The following is a 19735-nucleotide window of genomic DNA, read 5'->3' as shown; positions in this document are numbered from 1 at the left end:
TTCTTCCGCTTCCTTCACAATAAGGAACAGGACAATATCAAAGGTATCGGTCAAGGGACTTGATTTCTTGCTTTGTTCTATTAGAAGCGCTCCTAAAGTATTGGGGTGACTTGTACGCTCTTGGTATATCGGTCGTAAAATGTCTTCCATTTCATACTCCTCCACATCACTCATTGGTTGGTTACTATTTCGACATTGAAAGGGGATTTCCTTCTCTGAATATAGTCATTTTTCGACAAAATGGTTTCGTATCCCTCTACTACCAACAAATATGGTATAGTATTTTTTTAGGAGGGACAAACAAATGGCTAAGAAATATTCAAGTAAGATCAATAAAATCCGTACGTTTGCCTTAAGTTTAGTTTTCATCGGATTTATCATTATGTACGTCGGTATATATTTTAGAGAACATCCATGGGTTATGACAACATTCATGCTGCTGGGTTTTCTGGGAATCATCGGAAGTACGGTTGTCTACTTCTGGATCGGGATGCTGTCTACGAAGGCCGTACAGGTGACTTGCCCCAATTGCGGTAAGGTCACTAAGGTACTGGGACGTGTAGATATGTGCATGTATTGTAACGAGCCCCTGACCCTTGATCCGAACCTTGAAGGTGAAGAATTCGATGAGGACTATAATAAAAGGAAAAGATAAAGCTGAATGAGAAAAGACCTTCAACGGAAGGTCTTTTTTTGATGCGGAAAATAAAAGAAGAATGGTTCTAATTTAGAACCATTCTTATCTAATGTGTCTCCTTAATAGAACAGTCGGAGCATGTGCCGTAGATTTCCATGCGATGGTTGTTCACCTTGAAACCCGTGACATGGGAAGCCAGTTGTTCGACTTCATCAAGTCCAGGGTAATGAAAGTCTACGATTTTGCCGCATCCATCGCAAATGACATGGTAATGATCGGTCGTCACAAAGTCAAAGCGACTGGAGGCATCCCCGTATGTCAGCTCTTTCACTAAACCTACTTCACGGAATACACGTAAATTATTATAAACGGTCGCTACACTCATGTTTGGGAATTTTCCTTCGAGCGCTTTATATATGTCATCGGCAGTTGGATGGGCCATTGAATCAATGAGATACTCTAATATCGCATGACGTTGAGGAGTGATACGGACTCCCGTTTCCTTCAATGTCGAAATCGCTTCTTTCAATTGTCCTTCTTCAGACATCGTCATGCACCTCTTTTCATAAGAATTATTATTTTATAATCTTTATAAATAGTGTACTAATCAACGGTCCCTTTTGTCAATCATTCTCCCTGTTACTCGTGGAGGTTTTTCTCCTGCTCACCAAGCATCTGGTTGATGTATCTGCCTGCTACGAAGAGGTAGTCAGATAGCCGGTTCAGATAAGAAAGGACTAATGGATTGATGTCTTCATCAATTCCTACAGCTTCTCTTTCAGCTCTCCTGACAATCGTTCTGGCAGTATGCAGGGCGGCACCGGCCGGCTGACCACCCGGAAGGATGAAATTGCTGAGAGGTGTGAGAGACCCGTCCAGGAAATCGATTTGATTTTCCAACTCTTTGATATGTGTTTCATCAAGCTTCCATTTCACTTCTTTTCCAGCTGGAGTAGCAAGTTCTGCCCCGACATGGAAGAGGACCGTTTGAACCTTGTGAAGAAACCCTTCAAATTCTTCTTTACCATCAAAGTATTCAGCTTTGATATAACTTAGACCAAGACCAATCATGGAGTTCGCTTCATCACAGGTTCCGTATGCCTCTACCCGTTGATCCTTTTTGGATACGCGGGTTCCATATACCAGGGAAGTCGTCCCTTTGTCTCCCGATTTCGTATAAATCTTCATATTAATAACCCCTCTCTGTATCAATCACGTTAATAAAGTTTTCACTCTTATTACTATATGTAGATAAATTCTTTTTAAAGATTTCAAGTGCCCTTGGCATGTACTTTTTTGTAATGCTTGATAGGTGAGGTGTCACCGTGATTCCTTCCGTCTTCCAAAATGGATGATTTTCAGGCAATGGCTCTTGATCAAATACATCCAGATACATATGTTGAATCAACTTCTTTTCCATTGCTTCAAGAAGGATGGATTCTTCAACAAGGTCACCGCGGCCTATATTGATGAATACAGCCGAATCCTTCATCTGTATGAAATGATCATTTTCCAAAATCCCCTTTGTCTGGTTCGTACTCGGAAGCACAGAAACAATGTAATCGGCTTTCGGGAGCTGATCCCTGAACGTCTCCAAGGTGAACATGCTGTCAAAATGCTCCCCGGGTGAGCCGGTAGAATTCACTCCACTTACGTTCATTTGAAATGCCTTTGCCAGTCGGGCGATTTCTCCTCCAATGGCCCCCGCTCCAAGAATAAGGAGAGATGATTCATGAAGTTCAGTGGTAGGTAACCTTCTGCTCCATACGGCATCTTTCTCCTGCTGCCATACTGACTGGAGCTGTTTCGCATGCTGAAGCATCAAGCCGAGCGTGAACTCCGCCATGGGGATCTTGTGGATTCCCCTTGCATTGGTGACGAGGATCCCCTTACTTTTAATCGCTTCAAACGGCATTTTTTCGAGTCCTGCTGAAGTGACCATGATCCATTTGCATTTCTTGCTTTTCTCAATATGATCGCTCGTTAGATCTTCCCCCATCGTGACGATCACTTCCGCATCGGGAAGCTCACTTTCCGCTTGGTTGATTTTTTTATAAAAAAGGAACTCAACTCTGGGGAAGCTATTCGTTAAATCTGAAACGAATTCTTCTTTCGGTTGAAATGTAAAAATGATTTTCATGTAGCTGCCTCCCATCCCTATTGCCCATTATTTTACCATATAGGAGAGGATTCTCCCTAGTTTCGAGCATCCCCGTGAGCATAAAAAAAGAGGATCGACCTGGTCGATCCTGCTACACGGATGAGACTGACTTATTTGAGGAGGTTGCCCTACTCTTACTATATGTCCTTACAGCTTTTGTGAATGGACAAAAGCCTCAAACCGGTTAAAATAGGCTTGAAAATAGGCTTAGGAAAGGTTCTCTTGAATATATTGAAGAGCCTCTTCTACATGCCCCTTCACTTTCACCTTCCGCCATTCCTTTAGTAGGTTCCCCTCTTTATCAATGATGAAGGTGGAACGTTCGATTCCCATGTATTCTTTGCCGAAGTTTTTTTTCAGCTTCCATACGCCGTATTCCTCCGCCACTTTATGATCTTCATCTACAAGCAGGAGGAACGGCAGTCCATGCTTGTCCACGAATTTCTCATGTTTATCCTTGGGGTCCGGGCTTACCCCAAGGATAACGGCATCAAGATCTTCAAAGTCCTCATGCTGATCCCTGAAATCACACGCTTCTGTTGTACACCCTGGCGTCATGTCCTTCGGATAAAAATAAAGGACCACGTTTTTCCCTTGATAATCAGATAGCTTCACCTTTTCTCCATTGCTTGCTAATAATTCAAATTCAGGTGCTTTTTGACCAACTGTCATACATCTTCCCCTCCTAATGGTTATCGTTCTGACTTTAGCGTACCCAATAGGAGGAAAAAACTCAAACCATACGCTACTTGTTCTCATAGTGTAAAAAGGACTTCACGACAAAGGCTGCCGGTATCGTATAACCAAGCCAGGACTCGAGAAGGGCGATCCCTCTTCCGATCCCCACAGGAGTTACATCTCCATATCCAACCGAGAAGAGGGTAATGCCGCTGAAATACATGGTAGTAAAAAAATGATCGAGGAAGTCTCCGGAAAGTGGCCTCCCCGCCTCGACAAGAATCTGGATGCCTTCGAGCTCAAGAAGCATGAATAATAACCCGAACCCGATCATAATCGTGATGTAACACATTCCCAAAAAGAAAAAGTGATGAAGGGAAACGTGATGTTCTTTCCATCTTGAAGGATAAAATAATGCCCGCAGGCTCATTGCCATGCAAAACAGAATAAAAAATCCAATGATATAAAGCATGTACATACCCTCTTTTTTTCTGCTTGTCTTAGTATATGTACGCTTATCATCGAGGAATCATTCTAGTTACCTGCACCCCTGTACCGTTTCACCCCTTCATTCCATAGAACAATGGAGAAAATGAAAAATCCGATTCCGACGAATGGAGTCAGGAACGAATACGGGTACCATTCCGTCTTTTCTAGGAAAAAGGCAGAAGGATATACGCCAACGAACGCAAATGGAAGAATCCAGGTCAGTACAAAACGGATCACGCTATTATAAATATCGACCGGATATCTTCCATAGTTTCCGATATTGTACATCATCGGCATGATGGACGTTTTCGCATCTGACCAGAAGCCAATGCTTGCAAGAGCAATGAAGATCCCTGCATAGACAAGGGCCCCTCCCAAGACAAATACGATGAATAGAACCGGCTCATACCACTCAAATGTGATATCAAGCCTGCCACCTGCGTAGTACATGACGGCCATTCCCGTGATGACCCCAAAAAGGGACTCTAGCTCCATCCGCTCCAATATGACTTGAAACAAACTGTGTATGGGTCTTGTCAGGATCCGGTCGAACTCACCCTTGACTACATACCGGTCGTTAAAGTCCCAGATATTGAAGAAGGAACTGAATAGGGCGAACGGTACAAGAAAAAATCCATAGATGAATATAATTTCATCCCTTGTCCATCCGCTCAATAGCTGAGTGTGACCGAAAACAACAAGGATGAATACGAGATTAACAGCTTGAAATAGTAAATCTGATAATATCTCGACAATCAGATCGGCCCTGTACTGCAACCTGATCTTCATGTATTGGGCGACATATTGAAAAAACATCTTCACATAAAACATCGGTCACCCTCCCTGTATGATCATTTGTTTTTTTGCCATGACCCAAAGCACTTTAATCGGTATAAGGAGAAGCAACGACCAAAGGCCCTGCATCATGATCGCGTTGAAGGCTTCCGACGTCGAAAAACCATTGGTGAAAATCATGCTCGGGACATAACTGATGCTCTGAAAAGGCAGGTACTCCATCACATTTTGTGCCCAAAGGGGGAAAAAGTGAATCGGAAGCAGGAGTCCCGAGAATAAATCGATGACAACCCGTTTGGCCCTGATGAGACCATCGTTATTAAATAAGAAAAAGGTCGTGATCCCTGTCAGCAAATTGATTTGAGTATTGATGATGAAGCTGAAAAGAATCGAAATGGCGAATAAGCCGATTGTATCAAAACCTGTCCCGATTTGAAGCGGGAAAATCAGGCTTACGATGATCATTCCTGGAAATGAGAAAAACGCCAAGCGGAAGACCCCCTCACCCAGTCCCTGCATCGTCTTCATGCCAAGATAGTTATAAGGCCTGATGAATTCAACGGCCACCTTGCCCTCTTTTATTTCCTGCGCAATTTCACGATCAATATTATTAAAGTAAAAGGCCCTGGCCATCCATGATACGGCAACATATGTCGTCATCTGAATGATCGATAATCCTTCAATATCCTGTTTCCCTCCATAAATGGCCTGCCATAAGAAATAGTAAGCCCCGATATTGATACTGTAAATCAAGATTCCACTATAATAATTCGTACGGTAGGCAAGCATCATCAGAAATCGGATACGAATCATTTCAATATACTTAGCCATGATTCTCCCCCCCCAAGTACAAGCCTACGTTTCATACCTTCCTTTCCACCACTCAACTTGTCACAGCCCCTTTTTCATAGATGTTTCGGATGATTTCCTCAGTAGTCGTTTCTTCTATCTTCATGTCTTTCACTTTGAAGTTTGCCACGACATCCGTGATGAGCTGTGAGATGACTTCTTCGTCGGCTTCCGTTATAGCCGCGTAGGATTGCTTTTTCTGATCAAAACTCCATGAGATACCCTGGTTCCTGGTAAGGTCCGATAAAGCAGACAGAGAGGTATTATCCAGGAATTGAAAGACGACTTCTTTCTGATCTCCCCAGTTTTCTTTCAGCCGACTCAGTTCACCGTCGTAAATGATCTTCCCTTCATCGAGCATCACGACCCGTTCACACAGCGCTTCGATATCAGATAAATCATGGGTCGTAAGTAAAATGGTTGTGTTGTATTTCTCATTGATTTCCTTTAAGAACTGACGGATTTTCAATTTCACCAGAACATCCAACCCGATTGTCGGTTCATCCAGAAAGAGCAGTGGTGGATTATGAACAAGTGCAGCGGCGAGTTCACATCTCATCCGCTGGCCCAAGGATAATTTACGGACAGGTTTGTCCAGGAGCGGGGCTATATCCAGGGTTTCAATTACATGATCCATATGCTCCTTGTATTGTTGATCCGGCACTTTATACACTTTTTTCAGCAGTTGAAAGGATTCCTGCACGGCAATGTCCCACCATAGCTGTGAACGCTGCCCGAATACGACACCGATTGTCTGTACGAACTTCTCTCTGTCCCTATGAGGGTTCATTCCATTGACGGTTATTTCTCCACCGGTCGGAGTCAGGATCCCCGTCAGCATTTTGATGGTGGTCGACTTCCCGGCCCCATTTTCGCCAATATAACCGACCATCTCACCCTGCTTCACATTAAATGAAATATCGTTCACCGCCGGAACGACTTTATAATTACGCGTAAATAAATCCCTGAAGGCACCCTTCAGCCCTGAACGGCTGGAAAAAACCTTGAATTCTTTACGCAAATGATTCACTTCGATTGCGTTCATCTTGCGTCCTCCTACATTCCATTAAAATAGGTATAAATTTTAGAAACAAAGAATAGTGTACCACAATGAGCAGACTCTCTTTGAACAGTCTGCTTGAGTGCACTCATTGATTCCCTATTTGCTAAAGTGGAAAAGACCGTACTACAATAGAAGGGTAGTTCATAGACAAATACACTTTTACCGGGAGGAAAATATGAAATTCACTGAATCAGAAACTTTACATACAGAAGCATTGGAGCATATAGTCGGAGGCGTGAACAGCCCATCCCGCTCTTATAAAGCAGTAGGTGGCGGCTCACCTGTTGCCATGGAAAGAGGAAAAGGCGCATACTTCTGGGATGTGGACGGGAACAAGTACATCGATTACCTGGCGGCGTACGGTCCTATCATAACGGGACATGCCCACCCTCATATCACTGAAGCGATCACAAGAGCAGCGGAAAACGGTGTCCTTTATGGAACGCCTACCCGCCACGAAGTGAAGTTTGCGAAAATGATCAAGGAAGCCATGCCTTACATGGACAAAGTCCGCTTCGTCAATTCAGGTACCGAAGCCGTGATGACGACGATCCGTGTGGCAAGAGCTTATACAGGGAAAGACAAAGTCATCAAGTTTGCAGGCTGTTACCACGGGCACTCGGATCTGGTTCTCGTTGCAGCCGGTTCCGGTCCGTCAACGCTCGGAACGCCTGATTCTGCAGGTGTCCCGAAAAGCATCGCCCAGGAAGTCATCACCGTACCATTCAATGATATCGAGCCATTTAAAGAAGCGATGGAGAAATGGGGAGATCAAATTGCCGCTGTCCTCGTGGAACCGATCGTCGGAAACTTCGGGATCGTGGAACCGAAGGAAGGCTTCCTCGAGCAGGTGAATGACATCGCCCATGCGTCTAATTCCCTTGTCATCTATGATGAAGTCATCACAGCATTCCGCTTTACTTACGGCGGTGCCCAGGACATGCTGAAGGTAAAACCGGATCTGACTGCTCTTGGAAAAATCATCGGCGGAGGGCTTCCAATCGGAGCTTATGGCGGAAAGAAAGAAATCATGGAACAAGTGGCCCCATTAGGTCCTGCCTACCAGGCTGGAACGATGGCCGGCAATCCCGCCTCCATCCTCTCAGGCATCGCCTGTCTTGAAGTGTTAAAAGAAGACGGCGTATACGAGAAATTGGATCAACTCGGGGAGATGCTTGAAAAAGGTATTTTATCTGCAGCAAAAAAACATAACACCCCAATTTCCATTAACAGGCTGAAGGGCGCACTCACTCTCTACTTTACAACTGAAAAAGTGGAGAACTATGAGCAGGCAGAAGCAACAGATGGAGAAATGTTTGCGAAGTTCTTCAAACTAATGCTCAATCAGGGAATCAATCTTGCCCCATCTAAATATGAAGCATGGTTCCTGACGACGGCTCATACCGAAGAGGATATCAAGGTAACACTCGAAGCTGTAGACCATGCCTTTGCACAGCTATAAACACGATCAAAAAGACTGCATGCCACTAGCGTGCAGTCTTTTTTTTGATAAGTAATACTAATCCTTTACCTTTTTGCATATCTATGAATTTTGGGGAGTTTGATCCCCATCATAAAAAGGAACATATTTTGTAAAAACTTATTCGGATTTGCCTATTGATATTACTTGTAAGTACATGTATAGTACAGTATTGTTTATAAATAAGTTACACAAGAAAGGATTCTAATTCCATGAAACTTGGTGCTCGCATCCTTAAAACGGGAATTGCGATTGTATTAGCTTTACTTGTATCCCAGCTGCTCGGCATACCTTCTCCGGTGTTCGCTGGAATCGCGGCTGTCTTTGCCGTCCAGCCCACCATATATCGTTCTTATCTATCCATTATCGAACAAATTCAGGGAAACCTGATCGGTGCCGGAATTGCCGTCATATTTGTATTATTATTCGGAAGTAATCCATTGATTGTCGGTCTTGCTGCTGTGATCGCCATTGCTATCATTCTAAAATTAAAGCTGCAAAACACAATCGGTCTGTCACTTGTGACGATGATTGCGATCATGGAAGTAACGGATCAGGACTTCATTCAGTTTGCATTCATCCGCTTTTCCACCATCATGATTGGTGTCTTCTCATCGTTTCTGGTGAATCTCGTCTTCCTGCCTCCTAAATACGAAACCAAGCTTTATCATAAAGTAGCCGATTCAACGGAGGAAATCCTGAAGTGGATCAGGTTGAGTATGAGGCATGCAACGGAGTTCCATCTTTTGAAAAAGGACCTGGAACGCATTAAAGAAAAGTTGATAAAGGTCGACCAGCTGTATCTTCTATATAAAGAGGAAAGGGATTATTTCAAGAAAAATTCGATTGTCAAGAGTCGGAAGCTCGTGATTTTCAGACAAATGATTTCCTCTACCAATCGGAGTTTTGAAATATTGAAGCGACTGAATCGCTATGAAAACGAAATCTATCAATTGCCCGACGAATTGCGTGGCGTCATTAAAAATCAACTTGATTGTTTACTGACCTATCACGAACAGCTACTATTGAAGTTCCTTGGAAAGATGCATCCACATGCGGAATCGGAAGCCCAACAGGATGTATGCCTCCACCGTAAGGAGCTTATGAGGATCATGCTGGAAGAGGTCAATCATCATACAAAGAATGATAACATCCATAATTTCCATCTACTTCATATTTTCTCTGCTATTTTTGAATACGACGAGCATCTCGAGCACTTGGAAAAACTGATAACAAGCTTCCAGTCGTATCATAAAGATGATAACGAAGTAATGATCGGGGAAGAAGAAGAATAAATGAAAAACGGAGCAAAGGATGATGTCCTTTGCTCCGTTTTTATTAGTTTTTCATTTTCGGATCCAGGGCATCCCGTAGTCCGTCCCCCATCAGGTTGAAGCCTAATACAGTCAGCATGATGGCGAGGCCCGGGAAGATCATCGTCCAAGGGGCCTGAAGCATATACTGTCTTGCATCGGACAGCATCTTCCCCCATTCAGGTTCAGGTGCCTGAGCCCCGAGACCAAGGAAGCCAAGTGCTGCCGCTTCAATGATGGCAGTCGCAATGGCAAGTGTTCCCTGTACGATGATAGGAGCCATACTATTCGGCAGTACATGACTGAAGAGAATCCGAACGTCACTCATCCCGATCGCTTTTGCAGCCATGACATACTCTTCCTGCTTCACACTCAGCACCCGTGAACGGATGAGTCGGCCGAAATTCGGTATATTGATGATGGCAATGGCAATCAGAGCATTTCGGAGTGACGGCCCAAGAGCTGCCACAACGGCGATTGCGAGCAGAATACTTGGAAATGCAAGCATGATATCAAAGATACGGGAAATGATTGTATCGACCCATCTGCCATAATAGCCCGCTACGATCCCCAGTAAACTTCCGATCACGGAAGAACCGATAACGGCGAAGAAACCGACCCATAATGAGATACGCGCACCATGGATGATTCTTGATAAAATATCCCGCCCAAAATCATCCGTACCCAGCCAATGCTCTGAGGACGGTGCCTGCAGTCTTTTTGATAAATCCTGCTCATTAATTCCCTGCGATGCAATGAGTGGTGCTGCAATCGCCAGGATGACAAAGAACAGGACGATACAAAAGCCGACCAAAGCAATTTTATTCTTTGTGAAGCTTTTCCAGGCTTCCTTCCAGGGAGATACCGTTTCTTCTTCCAGGGAAGGATGAAGCTCCTTTTGCGGTTCTGCTAATTCTGCCATGAGAGTTCACCTCTTTCTTCATTGATGTTAGTTGTATTTAATGCGGGGATCGACAGCCGCATACAGTAAATCGACAATTAAGTTAATCGTGACAAAGATCGTGGCAACAACCAGGATCCCGGATTGAACGACTGGGTAATCCCTATAGTTAATTGCTTCATAGATATAACGACCGATTCCCGGCCAGCCGAAGATGGTCTCGGTCAAGATCGCGCCACCGAGGAGAAGACCCATCTGTAAACCAATGACCGTCAGCACCGGGATGATGGCATTTTTCAATGAATGCTTGTACACGACCCAGAACATTTTCAATCCTTTGGCACGTGCAGTTCGAATATAATCCGAACGCATAACTTCTAACATGCTAGAGCGTGTCATCCGGGCAATGATGGCCATCGGAATAGTTGCAAGTGCGATACCAGGGAGGACAATGTGTTTTAGAACCTCACCAAGCTGGTCGAATCGTCCCTGCATTATGGTATCTATAATATAAAAGTTTGTAATGGAGTCTACAGGATTCCGAATATTTTCCCTACCAGTTGTCGGTAGAATGTCAAGCTGAATCCCGAAAGTCCACTGTCCCATCAACCCTAACCAGAATATAGGTACGGAAACCCCGATAAGCGCCAGAATCATGGCGGTATAATCGAACCAAGAGTTTTGGAACCATGCACTGATGATGCCTGCATTCACTCCGATGACGACGGCAATGATGATCGCCACGATTGCAAGTTCCGCAGTTGCAGCTAAATATGGCCAAATTTCCGATGAAACTTCCGTCTTCGTTCGCAGGGAACTTCCTAAATCCCCGGTCAATAGGCCTTTTAAATAATCAATGTATTGGATATACCAGGCATTATCCAGACCGAGCTGATCCCTTAATGCTGCCACGGCTTCTTTCGTTGCCTGTTGCCCCAGTATCACCTGAGCGGGATCTCCCGGAATGGCACGAATAATCGAAAAAACAATAATGGTCATTCCCAGTAAAACAGGAATAAGCTGTAATAACCGACGAATGGTGTATTGGAACATCTTGTTCACCTCTCTGAGTGGAGATTCTGATTTCGATAAAAATAATAAGATTGCTTGTCGGGGCTGATCAGTCGGCTCCGCTTTTCTATGTACAAAGGGGAGACATCTATGATTTCTCCCCTTTGGTTTGTTGCTTATTACTCCATGTCCACTGCGCCTAACCAGTCGGAACCGGTTGGATGCGGCTTGAAGTTTTTAAGTGCTGCGCTTCCTGCTAGTAGTGGGGTAGAGTGAGCAAGTGGTACCCACGGGGCATCCTCATGGATGATTTCCTGGGCTTTCTTGTACAGCTCTTCACGTTTTTCTGGATCTACTTCTGTTTGAGCATCGATCAATAGTTTATGAACCTCATCGTTTTTGTAATAAGAGTAGTTGTTGCTTCCGATATTGTCCTGGTCAAGTAGAACATATAGGAAGTTATCAGCGTCTCCATTATCCCCTGTCCAACCAAGTAAGAATGCATCCGCTTCTCCATTTTTTGCTTTTTCCAAGTAAGTCGCCCACTCGTAAGATACGATTTTGGCCTTCACTCCTACTTCAGCAAGATCCGCTTGAATCGCTTCCGCTACTTTTTGGCCATCCGGCATGTATGGACGAGGTACTGGCATTGCCCATAGTTCCATTTCGAACCCATCTTTATGACCGGCTTCAGCAAGAAGTTCTTTCGCTTTTTCAGGGTTGTACTCATAAGGCTCGATATCATCATTGTATCCGCCGATTACCGGAGGCATTGGATTTTTTGCCATTTCAGCTTTTCCTTCGAAGAATGCATCAATGATCTCCTGCTTGTTAATTGCATAGTTGATCGCTTGACGTACTTTAGGGTCATCGAAAGGCTCGCGGGTAGATGTTAACCCTAAGTATCCAACGTTCATAGATGGACGTTCGAATAATTGCAGGTTGTCATCCCCCTCCACTTTACTTGCATCACTCGGGTTGATTCCATCAGCAAGATCGATTTCACCTGAAATCAGCGCATTCAGACGAGCTGAGTTTTCAGGGATCGATTTGAATACGACTTGATCTAATTTTGGTAAATCTTTGTTCCAGTAGTCTTCATTTTTCTCGATGACGATTTTGTCATTACGCTTCCACTCAACAAATTTGAAAGGGCCAGTCCCCGCATCTGTCGGTGCTTCAGCAAGCTTGTCACCCAGTTCATCGATTGCTTTCGGGCTTACGATCGCAAACGGGCTCATGGCAATGTTTTTCAAGAATGGTGCTTGAGGACGCTTTAATACGAATTCGACCGTCATGTCGTCAGCCGCTTTCACTTCTTTGATCACATGACCTTCATCACCTTTGAAACCGCCAAACATAGAACCGTAGTAAGGGAACTGATCTGCATTCCCGTTCATCCAGCGTTCAAAGTTTTTAACAACGGCATCTGCATTGAAATCAGTGCCATCCTGGAATTTCACGCCTTCACGCAGCATGAATTTGTACGATAACCCATCATCGGATACTTCCCACTTTTCAGCTAATCCCGGGTTTACTTCTGTATCCTGCTCTCCGAATTTCACAAGTGTTTCGAAGATGTTTTTCGTTACTTTAAATGATTCCCCGTCCGTTACTGTTCCCGGATCAAGAGCTACAGAGTCTCCCCCGCGACCGAAGATCAGTACTTTGGGATCTCCCTTATCTCCACTGTTTCCGCCGTCACCTGAAGATTTTTCATCTCCTCCACATCCGTATAGCGCGGATGATACGAGCAGGATGAGCAGCATTAAAATTGACCAGCTTTTTTTCCTCAACTAAATCCCCTCCTAAAATATTGTTTATATACTTATGAGACCTGTCTTCTAGTAAAGATGACAAGCTACATAATGCCCTGGTTGGTGTTCCTTGAATTCCGGCACTTTTTGTTTGCAAATGTCCGTGGCATGCGGGCACCTGGTATGGAATGTGCAGCCGCTCGGTGGATTGGATGGACTCGGGATGTCCCCCTGTAAAAGAATGGTTTCCCTTTTGAAATCCGGATCCGGTACCGGTACCGCCGACAGGAGCGCCTGGGTGTATGGATGAAGGGGCTTTTCATAGAGATTCTCACTCTCGCTCAGCTCCACCATTTTGCCGAGATACATCACCCCCACACGGTCGCTTATATGTCTGACTACACCCAGATCATGCGCGATGAATATATAAGTGAGTCCGAATTCTTTTTGTAAATCCTGCATTAAATTCAGTACCTGTGACTGAATGGATACATCAAGGGCCGATACCGGCTCATCTGCAATAATCAGCTTCGGCTTCGTCATGAGTGCCCTTGCAATCCCGATACGCTGCCTTTGTCCTCCACTGAATTGATGTGGATAGCGTTTGGCATGGTAGCTGCTCAAGCCGACGATATTGAGAAGTTCATGAACCCTTTCTTTTCTTTCCTTGGCTGAACCCATTCCGTGAACCTTCAAAGGTTCTTCGAGAATCTTCTCTACCGTATGTCTTGGATTCAAGGATGCAAAGGGATCCTGAAAGACCATTTGCATTTCCCGGCGAATCTTCCTCATCTCCGAGTTTGATAGACTCGTAAGTTCCCGGTCCTCGAAGGTCACCTTTCCGTCGGATGGATCGATGAGTCTCATGAGCATCCTGCCCGTCGTCGATTTTCCACAACCACTTTCTCCTACGATTCCAAGGGTTTCTCCTTTATTCACCGTGAAAGATACCCCGTCCACCGCTTTTACAGAGCTGACAGGTCGTCCGAGGATCCCCCCGGTGATCGGAAAATGTTTCTTAAGATTCTCAACCTTTAGCAACGGTTCCGTCATAAACTCCCTCCTCCACTTCATCGAACAGGAAGCATCGTGTGCAATGTCCTTGTGATGTTTCATATAATTCCGGTGTTTCTACTAAACAGCGATCGAATGCTGAATCACAGCGGGCGGCAAAGCGGCAGCCTGTCTTGATCGATCCCGGCTTTGGAACATTCCCCTGGATTGAATGCAGTCGTTGCTGCTTGATGCGCATGTCGGGTACAGATTGTATCAGACCTTTCGTGTAAGGATGCTGAGGGTCCTTGAAGATTTCTTCAACAGTACCCTCTTCCACCACCTTGCCTGAGTACATGACAACGACCCGTTCACATGTTTCTGCCACCACCCCCAGGTCATGTGTGATCAGGAGGACCGCGGTGTTCAGTTCTTTATTTAATCGCTTCATCAATTTTAAAATCTGGGCCTGGATCGTTACATCCAGTGCCGTTGTCGGCTCGTCTGCTATCAGGACGCGTGGATCGCACACCATCGCCATGGCAATCATGACCCTTTGTCTCATCCCTCCGGATAATTGATGAGGATATTCCTTGATCAATTCTTCAGATCTCGGCAGGCCGACCATTTTCATGATGTCGACGGCCTTATCCCTTGCCTGTTTCTTTCCTGCTTTCGTATGTATGCGTATCGCTTCGATTAATTGATCTCCTATGGTAAAGACGGGGTTCAACGATGTCATCGGTTCCTGGAAAATCATCGCTATGTCATTACCCCTGATATCTCTCATCCGCTTCTCGGATGCCTGTGTCAAGTCTTCATCTTTATAAAGGATTTTCCCACCGACGATTTTCCCTGGCGGTTTCGGTACGAGACCCATGATCGATAAGGATGTCACACTTTTTCCACATCCACTTTCCCCTACGATCCCGAGCACCTCCCCTTCATTCACATGAAAACTGACTCCATCGACTGCAGGAACTTCTCCATCATCCGTAAAAAAGGAGGTCCTTATATCTTCCACTTTCAGTAAAGGACGCTGTCCGCTCATTCAAATCCTCCTCTTCGAAATTATCTCTCTTTTCTTAATAGTGTTTATTTTCTAAATTTTATATGTCTCTTATTATACAAGATGTTACAAATGTTGCAATCCATTTTCAGAATTTTTCTACACGAAGTCGATATTCCCATTTCAATTCAATATATGTCCAATTAACCCTTTCATTCCTTCCATATAAAGTTATTTAGCACTACTTTATTCATGACACACCTGAAATAAGTTTGATATGTTTTCTAGAAATACAAAAAAAGTCATGACATTTATCACAGAAATCGTGATATGTCATGACTTTTATTCTTATTGGTCAAGCTGTTGTACTTGGAAGAGTTTGTAGTAGTGTCCTTGCTTTGACATCAACTCTTCATGAGTTCCCATTTCCACAACTTCACCGTGTTCCATGTGGATGATCCGGTCCGCATGAGTGATCGTGGATAGACGATGGGCCACGATGAAAGTCGTTCGATCTTTTGCCAGGATCTCAAGAGATTCCTGGATGAGGTGTTCACTCTCCAGATCAAGGGCAGATGTTGCTTCATCCAGAATGAGGATCGGCGGGTTCTTTAGAAATACCCTTGCAATCGCCACCCTTTGCTTCTGCCCCCCCGACAGCTTCACGCCGCGTTCGCCAACACGCGTATCGTAGCCTTGCGGCAATTTCACAATGAAGTCATGGGCATTCGCTGCTTTTGCTGCTGCGATGACTTCTTCATCCGTCGCCTCAGGATTACCGAACTTAATATTCATCTTGACGGATTCGCTAAAGAGAATATTATCCTGCAGTACCATTCCGATGTTGTCTCGTAAAGATCTGACCTGAAACCTCCTGATGTCCGTTCCGTCTAAAAGGATCTCCCCTTCGGTTACATCATAGAAGCGGGGTATCAGACTGACAAAGGATGATTTCCCCCCGCCGCTCATCCCGACCAGCGCGACGGTTTCCCCCGACCTGATATCCAAATTAAGGTTGCGGAGCACTCTTTCTTCATCTGATTCATAACGGAAAGAGACATTGTTGAACTGGATATCCCCCTGTACATTTTCACATGGAACTGCTCCCGGTTCATCATCGATATCATACTTTTCGTCCATGAATTCAAATACACGATCCATGGAAGCAATCGATTGAGTCAGTGTTGTAGATGAGTTCACCAGTCTTCTTAGCGGACCATACAGGCGGTCGATATATGCAATGAAGGCCGCCATCGTACCGATTGTAAGGTCACCATTGATCACTTGCAGCCCGGCATACCCGATGATGATCAATGGCGAGATATCCGTGATGGTATTGACGACCGCAAACGCTTTGGCGTTCCAGCTCGTTTGCTTTAAAGCCTTCGTCAGGAAATTATGATTTTGATCCTGAAATTGCTTTTGTTCATAATCTTCAACAGCAAAGCTCTTGATGACAGCCATCCCCTGGACCCGCTCATGCAAATGACTTTGAACTTCTGCCAGCGCCTGGGAACGATCTCTTGTCAAGCCCCTTAACCTTCCGAAAAAATAGCGGACACTGAAGGCGTAAAATGGAAAAGCAATGAGTGACACCAGGGTGAGCGATACATCCATCGTGAACATGATGGACAGGGCGATTACAATGGTGGCCGCGTCCAGCCAAAGATTCATCAGTCCGGTGATGACGAAATTCTTCGTCTGCTCCACGTCATTGATGACCCTTGAAATGACTTCCCCCGCCCTTGTATTCGAATAGTACTTAAAGCTGAGTCTCTGAATATGTGAGAAAAGATAATCCCTCAAGTCATACAGGATCTTATTGCCCGTCCACTGGGCAAAGTACTGCCTGTAATATTCCACCGGGGGCCTCACAAGGAGGAACAGGACGAGCATGATTCCCATGATCATGAGCAGCTGACTTGTCTTCTCATCTGTGGTCAGTCCTTTTGCCCCGACGATATCATCAATGACATATTTGATTAACACGGGGATCAACAAAGGAATGGTGAATTTAATGATGCCTATGATTAATGTACCTATGATCTGCCATTTATAAGGTTTGACAAACTGAAGGTACCTTTTGATACTATCCAAGTGATTACTCCTTTCTAAGATGTATGTATTTATTCTGCCCCAACAAAAAGGGATGACCCTGTATGGAACGCAGCACTGTTGCTCTTCATATCCCGAATGGGAGTGAACAGGTTGCTCCTTACTGGGTCAGCCCTTTGATTCCTATACAATTTCCAACGCTCTATTACCCCCTGTGAGTCAGATAGCGCTCGTACCAAATATCAATAAAGTCCGGGGCAAAAGGCCCTTTTCTTTGTCGGATCCAGCGGACAAGCTTGTCTACATTCCGCTTCAGGATATGATCAATCACATCCGGGTAACCGTATAGTTTCCGATGAGTTTCGTACTCATCTTCATCGAGCAGTGTATATGTCATGTCGGGAAACACTTTAATATCCAAGTCGTAATCGATATACTTGATCGCCTCATGATCATATACAAATGGTGAGCTTAAATTACAATAATAATAAATACCGTCCTCACGAATCATACAAATAATGTTAAACCATAGCTCCGAATGAAAATAGCAAATAGCCGGCTCTCGGGTCATCCATGTCCTTCCGTCTGACTCCGTCACCATCGTCCGGTCATTTCCACCGATGATCTGATTGGTCGTTCCTTTAAGGACCGTCGTTTCATTCCATATGCGGTGAATGTTTCCATCATGCTTAAAGCTATGTATTTGTACAGATTTTCCTTCAGTGGGAACCGCCATCGTATCCCCTTCCTTCATTTCAGAATTACCATTATATAAACTTGTCTATTTTATCATTATAACGTTTCCTCAGAAAATTTAAAACAAAAGGGCTATCCTTAAAGAAAATATCCTTTAAGAATGGCCCGATAAGGTTGAAAAATGGGGTTTATAATGGTCTTGGAAACATAAGTGGGATCTATTGATCCTTACGTTGTGACACTGCTTTGTTCTTTCTGATAGGAAAGAATCACTTCATCTGTTTGTCTTTGGAACATTTGTTGAATCTCCCTGAGTTCCTTCTTTTTCAAAAGGATTTCCTTTTGAAGCGATTCAACCCTGGTCATTTCCTGTAGCCCCACCAATTCCTCCTCCAATTCCTGACACCGCTCTATCTCAGACTGAAGATATAACAACTTATCCATCGTCTCTAACTGCTCAGTAACCAACTCATTAAAACGCTGCTGAATCACTTCAACCAACTCCTCTAAACAAACTCTCCTAACACATTCTCCCTTCTGTGCACAAACCCTTTGACTATTTATGTCACAATCGTGGAAGTTTTGTCGATGGAGGGACGGACCTCTATTTTAAATGATTATTACAATAAGAAATGTTGTTAAATAAGGATTTGTATGAATATGAGCGGCGTTTTGAGAGGTCCGTCCCTCAAAAATGAAAAAGCACCCATCGAAATGGGTGCTTTTTCTGTCAAGAACAATGCGATTATTGTTGTTGACCGTATTTTCCAGAAGCTTTCGCTTTGTTAGCTTCTGCTTGTTGGTTTTGTTGCTTCACTTGTTGAGCTGCCGTCGTTTCTGAAGCGAACTCAGTACCGTATTGTTGTTGCTGAGCTTGACCAGCTTGAGCGTTTTGTTGTTTCACGTGTTGAACGCTTGTACCAGATTGAGTTTTGTTTGGTTGTTTTGCCATTGTAATCACCTCCACGCTTATTAAGATAACCAAGCGTGGATTTCACTATTCGGTTAATTTCAGGAAAAACATTCCATTACACAAGAAGTGAACGACCACCGTCCACGATGATGGTTTGACCCCTGATCATGGAAGAATCGTCTGAAACAAGGAACATGACTGACTTCACAAGATCATCGATTTCAACCATACGTCCTGCAGGCGTTTTGCTACGGGCATCCTCAAGGAGCTCTTCACGATTAGGGAAGTGTTTGAGTGCATCCGTGTCGATTGCGCCGCCTGATACGGCATTTACGACGATGCCCCTCGGTGCAAGCTCAACAGCAAGATAACGCGTCAATGCTTCTACGGCAGCTTTTGACACTCCCACCGTTGTGTAATTATCCAGATAGCGGATGGATCCCAAAGAGCTTATGCTCACAATGCGTCCACCCTTGTCCATTAATTTAGCTGCTTCCTGTGCACAGAATAATAGAGCTTTACTGTTAATATTCATCGTCCAGTCCCAATGAGACTCTTCAAGCTCCATGACAGGGCGTAATACTCCTGATGCTGCGTTGCTGACCAATACATCCAACTGGCCGAACTCTTCTTTGATCTGTTCGAACATGGATTTGATTTTATCGACATCCCCGACATTCGCACGGACAACAAATGCTTTCCGCCCCAGTTTTTCAACTTGCTCAGCCGTTTCAAGTGCACCTTTTTTACTCCGGGCATAATTGACGACGATATCGTACCCCTTTTCTGCAAGTTGGATGGCGATTTCTCTTCCAAGACCGCGACTGCTTCCTGTTACTAATGCTACTTTTTGACTCATGTTACTTCATCCTTTCAATTTCATTTTTCCAATTGGTCCAAAGCATAATGCGACCCTGAACACGCAAACTAATAAG

General features: G+C 44.4%; 22 protein-coding genes (1 of these 22 cut by a window edge). 3 read left to right on the top strand and 19 right to left on the bottom strand.

Annotation, left to right across the window (positions count from 1 at the left end):
- On the bottom strand, positions 1-150 hold the start of the coding sequence (locus tag AC0VXY_RS06405) for a nucleotidyltransferase-like protein (protein ID WP_435992275.1). The gene continues 717 nt to the left of window position 1, outside the view; only the first 150 of its 867 coding nucleotides appear in the window; the start codon lies at positions 148-150; its stop codon lies off the left edge, out of view.
- Positions 151-304: 154 nt separating this feature from the next.
- Between AC0VXY_RS06405 and AC0VXY_RS06400 the strand changes: the two genes are divergently transcribed.
- The gene (locus AC0VXY_RS06400) at positions 305-655 is read left to right on the top strand and encodes a YgzB family protein (RefSeq protein ID WP_034762624.1); all 351 of its coding nucleotides are present in this window, start codon (positions 305-307) and stop codon (positions 653-655) included.
- Positions 656-743: 88 nt separating this feature from the next.
- Here the strand turns inward: AC0VXY_RS06400 and perR are convergent, their stop codons facing one another.
- The 8 genes from perR to AC0VXY_RS06360 form a co-directional block, all read right to left on the bottom strand.
- Positions 744-1184, bottom strand: a complete 441-nt coding sequence (gene perR, locus AC0VXY_RS06395; RefSeq protein ID WP_397540941.1) for a peroxide-responsive transcriptional repressor PerR — start codon at positions 1182-1184, stop codon at positions 744-746.
- Positions 1185-1276: 92 nt separating this feature from the next.
- The gene (locus tag AC0VXY_RS06390) at positions 1277-1825 is read right to left on the bottom strand and encodes a cob(I)yrinic acid a,c-diamide adenosyltransferase (protein WP_435992278.1); all 549 of its coding nucleotides are present in this window, start codon (positions 1823-1825) and stop codon (positions 1277-1279) included.
- Between the two features lies 1 nt (position 1826).
- Positions 1827-2777, bottom strand: a complete 951-nt coding sequence (locus tag AC0VXY_RS06385; RefSeq protein ID WP_475527335.1) for a D-2-hydroxyacid dehydrogenase — start codon at positions 2775-2777, stop codon at positions 1827-1829.
- 228 nt (positions 2778-3005) lie between these two features.
- The gene (gene bcp, locus AC0VXY_RS06380) at positions 3006-3470 is read right to left on the bottom strand and encodes a thioredoxin-dependent thiol peroxidase (protein ID WP_475527334.1); all 465 of its coding nucleotides are present in this window, start codon (positions 3468-3470) and stop codon (positions 3006-3008) included.
- Between the two features lie 73 nt (positions 3471-3543).
- A complete protein-coding gene (locus AC0VXY_RS06375) occupies positions 3544-3948 on the bottom strand; it encodes an ion channel (RefSeq protein WP_475527333.1) in 405 nt (134 codons plus the stop codon).
- A gap of 62 nt (positions 3949-4010) precedes the next feature.
- The gene (locus AC0VXY_RS06370) at positions 4011-4796 is read right to left on the bottom strand and encodes an ABC transporter permease (protein WP_435992286.1); all 786 of its coding nucleotides are present in this window, start codon (positions 4794-4796) and stop codon (positions 4011-4013) included.
- 3 nt (positions 4797-4799) lie between these two features.
- A complete protein-coding gene (locus AC0VXY_RS06365) occupies positions 4800-5591 on the bottom strand; it encodes an ABC transporter permease (protein WP_435992288.1) in 792 nt (263 codons plus the stop codon).
- Between the two features lie 52 nt (positions 5592-5643).
- Positions 5644-6654, bottom strand: a complete 1011-nt coding sequence (locus tag AC0VXY_RS06360; protein WP_435992290.1) for an ABC transporter ATP-binding protein — start codon at positions 6652-6654, stop codon at positions 5644-5646.
- Between the two features lie 193 nt (positions 6655-6847).
- On the opposite strand from AC0VXY_RS06360, the gene AC0VXY_RS06355 reads away from it, so the two are divergent.
- Positions 6848-8134, top strand: coding sequence for a glutamate-1-semialdehyde 2,1-aminomutase (locus AC0VXY_RS06355; protein WP_475527332.1), 1287 nt, complete (start codon positions 6848-6850; stop codon positions 8132-8134).
- Between the two features lie 230 nt (positions 8135-8364).
- Entirely contained in the window at positions 8365-9447 is a 1083-nt protein-coding gene (locus AC0VXY_RS06350) for an FUSC family protein (protein ID WP_435992294.1), read from the top strand.
- A 43-nt stretch (positions 9448-9490) separates the two neighbouring features.
- Here the strand turns inward: AC0VXY_RS06350 and nikC are convergent, their stop codons facing one another.
- From nikC to fabL, 10 genes are all read right to left on the bottom strand, one after another.
- A complete protein-coding gene (gene nikC, locus AC0VXY_RS06345; RefSeq protein WP_475527331.1) occupies positions 9491-10387 on the bottom strand; it encodes a nickel transporter permease in 897 nt (298 codons plus the stop codon).
- Positions 10388-10414: 27 nt separating this feature from the next.
- On the bottom strand, positions 10415-11419 hold the full coding sequence (locus AC0VXY_RS06340; protein WP_435992298.1) for an ABC transporter permease: 1005 nt from the start codon (positions 11417-11419) through the stop codon (positions 10415-10417).
- A 137-nt stretch (positions 11420-11556) separates the two neighbouring features.
- The gene (locus AC0VXY_RS06335; protein ID WP_435994601.1) at positions 11557-13146 is read right to left on the bottom strand and encodes an ABC transporter substrate-binding protein; all 1590 of its coding nucleotides are present in this window, start codon (positions 13144-13146) and stop codon (positions 11557-11559) included.
- Between the two features lie 75 nt (positions 13147-13221).
- Positions 13222-14187 (bottom strand): ABC transporter ATP-binding protein, encoded by a 966-nt coding sequence (locus tag AC0VXY_RS06330; protein ID WP_475527330.1) that lies wholly within the window; start codon positions 14185-14187, stop codon positions 13222-13224.
- Positions 14162-15178, bottom strand: a complete 1017-nt coding sequence (locus AC0VXY_RS06325; protein ID WP_475527329.1) for an ABC transporter ATP-binding protein — start codon at positions 15176-15178, stop codon at positions 14162-14164. The genes AC0VXY_RS06330 and AC0VXY_RS06325 overlap by 26 nt, the downstream gene beginning before the upstream one ends.
- Before the next feature lie 306 nt (positions 15179-15484).
- Complete coding sequence (locus AC0VXY_RS06320; RefSeq protein ID WP_475527328.1) at positions 15485-17233, bottom strand: ABC transporter ATP-binding protein; 1749 nt, start codon at positions 17231-17233, stop codon at positions 15485-15487.
- A 163-nt stretch (positions 17234-17396) separates the two neighbouring features.
- Positions 17397-17927, bottom strand: a complete 531-nt coding sequence (ntdP, locus tag AC0VXY_RS06315; protein ID WP_475527828.1) for a nucleoside tri-diphosphate phosphatase — start codon at positions 17925-17927, stop codon at positions 17397-17399.
- A gap of 188 nt (positions 17928-18115) precedes the next feature.
- On the bottom strand, positions 18116-18331 hold the full coding sequence (locus AC0VXY_RS06310) for a YgaB family protein (RefSeq protein WP_435994603.1): 216 nt from the start codon (positions 18329-18331) through the stop codon (positions 18116-18118).
- 301 nt (positions 18332-18632) lie between these two features.
- A complete protein-coding gene (locus AC0VXY_RS06305; protein ID WP_435992308.1) occupies positions 18633-18839 on the bottom strand; it encodes a gamma-type small acid-soluble spore protein in 207 nt (68 codons plus the stop codon).
- 76 nt (positions 18840-18915) lie between these two features.
- The gene (fabL, locus tag AC0VXY_RS06300) at positions 18916-19659 is read right to left on the bottom strand and encodes an enoyl-[acyl-carrier-protein] reductase FabL (protein WP_435992310.1); all 744 of its coding nucleotides are present in this window, start codon (positions 19657-19659) and stop codon (positions 18916-18918) included.
- Positions 19660-19735 lie beyond the last annotated feature (76 nt).

This window comes from Rossellomorea sp. QJM3NY_18 (assembly GCF_056173145.1).
The sequence above is the reverse complement of the archived record's forward strand: the minus strand, read 5'-3'. Positions and strand labels throughout refer to the sequence as shown.

Excerpts from the sequence above, each read along its gene's own strand:
- AC0VXY_RS06360 (WP_435992290.1), bottom strand. The coding sequence starts at position 6,654 with ATGAACGCAATCGAAGTGAATCATTTGCGTAAAGAATTCAAGGTTTTT.
- AC0VXY_RS06400 (WP_034762624.1), top strand. The coding sequence starts at position 305 with ATGGCTAAGAAATATTCAAGTAAGATCAATAAAATCCGTACGTTTGCC.
- AC0VXY_RS06305 (WP_435992308.1), bottom strand. The coding sequence starts at position 18,839 with ATGGCAAAACAACCAAACAAAACTCAATCTGGTACAAGCGTTCAACAC.
- bcp (WP_475527334.1), bottom strand. The coding sequence starts at position 3,470 with ATGACAGTTGGTCAAAAAGCACCTGAATTTGAATTATTAGCAAGCAAT.
- perR (WP_397540941.1), bottom strand. The coding sequence starts at position 1,184 with ATGTCTGAAGAAGGACAATTGAAAGAAGCGATTTCGACATTGAAGGAA.
- AC0VXY_RS06385 (WP_475527335.1), bottom strand. The coding sequence starts at position 2,777 with ATGAAAATCATTTTTACATTTCAACCGAAAGAAGAATTCGTTTCAGAT.
- AC0VXY_RS06355 (WP_475527332.1), top strand. The coding sequence starts at position 6,848 with ATGAAATTCACTGAATCAGAAACTTTACATACAGAAGCATTGGAGCAT.
- AC0VXY_RS06335 (WP_435994601.1), bottom strand. The coding sequence starts at position 13,146 with ATGCTGCTCATCCTGCTCGTATCATCCGCGCTATACGGATGTGGAGGA.
- AC0VXY_RS06350 (WP_435992294.1), top strand. The coding sequence starts at position 8,365 with ATGAAACTTGGTGCTCGCATCCTTAAAACGGGAATTGCGATTGTATTA.
- fabL (WP_435992310.1), bottom strand. The coding sequence starts at position 19,659 with ATGAGTCAAAAAGTAGCATTAGTAACAGGAAGCAGTCGCGGTCTTGGA.
- ntdP (WP_475527828.1), bottom strand. The coding sequence starts at position 17,927 with ATGGCGGTTCCCACTGAAGGAAAATCTGTACAAATACATAGCTTTAAG.
- AC0VXY_RS06375 (WP_475527333.1), bottom strand. The coding sequence starts at position 3,948 with ATGCTTTATATCATTGGATTTTTTATTCTGTTTTGCATGGCAATGAGC.
- AC0VXY_RS06340 (WP_435992298.1), bottom strand. The coding sequence starts at position 11,419 with ATGTTCCAATACACCATTCGTCGGTTATTACAGCTTATTCCTGTTTTA.
- nikC (WP_475527331.1), bottom strand. The coding sequence starts at position 10,387 with ATGGCAGAATTAGCAGAACCGCAAAAGGAGCTTCATCCTTCCCTGGAA.
- AC0VXY_RS06310 (WP_435994603.1), bottom strand. The coding sequence starts at position 18,331 with ATGGATAAGTTGTTATATCTTCAGTCTGAGATAGAGCGGTGTCAGGAA.
- AC0VXY_RS06330 (WP_475527330.1), bottom strand. The coding sequence starts at position 14,187 with ATGACGGAACCGTTGCTAAAGGTTGAGAATCTTAAGAAACATTTTCCG.
- AC0VXY_RS06370 (WP_435992286.1), bottom strand. The coding sequence starts at position 4,796 with ATGTTTTATGTGAAGATGTTTTTTCAATATGTCGCCCAATACATGAAG.
- AC0VXY_RS06390 (WP_435992278.1), bottom strand. The coding sequence starts at position 1,825 with ATGAAGATTTATACGAAATCGGGAGACAAAGGGACGACTTCCCTGGTA.
- AC0VXY_RS06325 (WP_475527329.1), bottom strand. The coding sequence starts at position 15,178 with ATGAGCGGACAGCGTCCTTTACTGAAAGTGGAAGATATAAGGACCTCC.
- AC0VXY_RS06365 (WP_435992288.1), bottom strand. The coding sequence starts at position 5,591 with ATGGCTAAGTATATTGAAATGATTCGTATCCGATTTCTGATGATGCTT.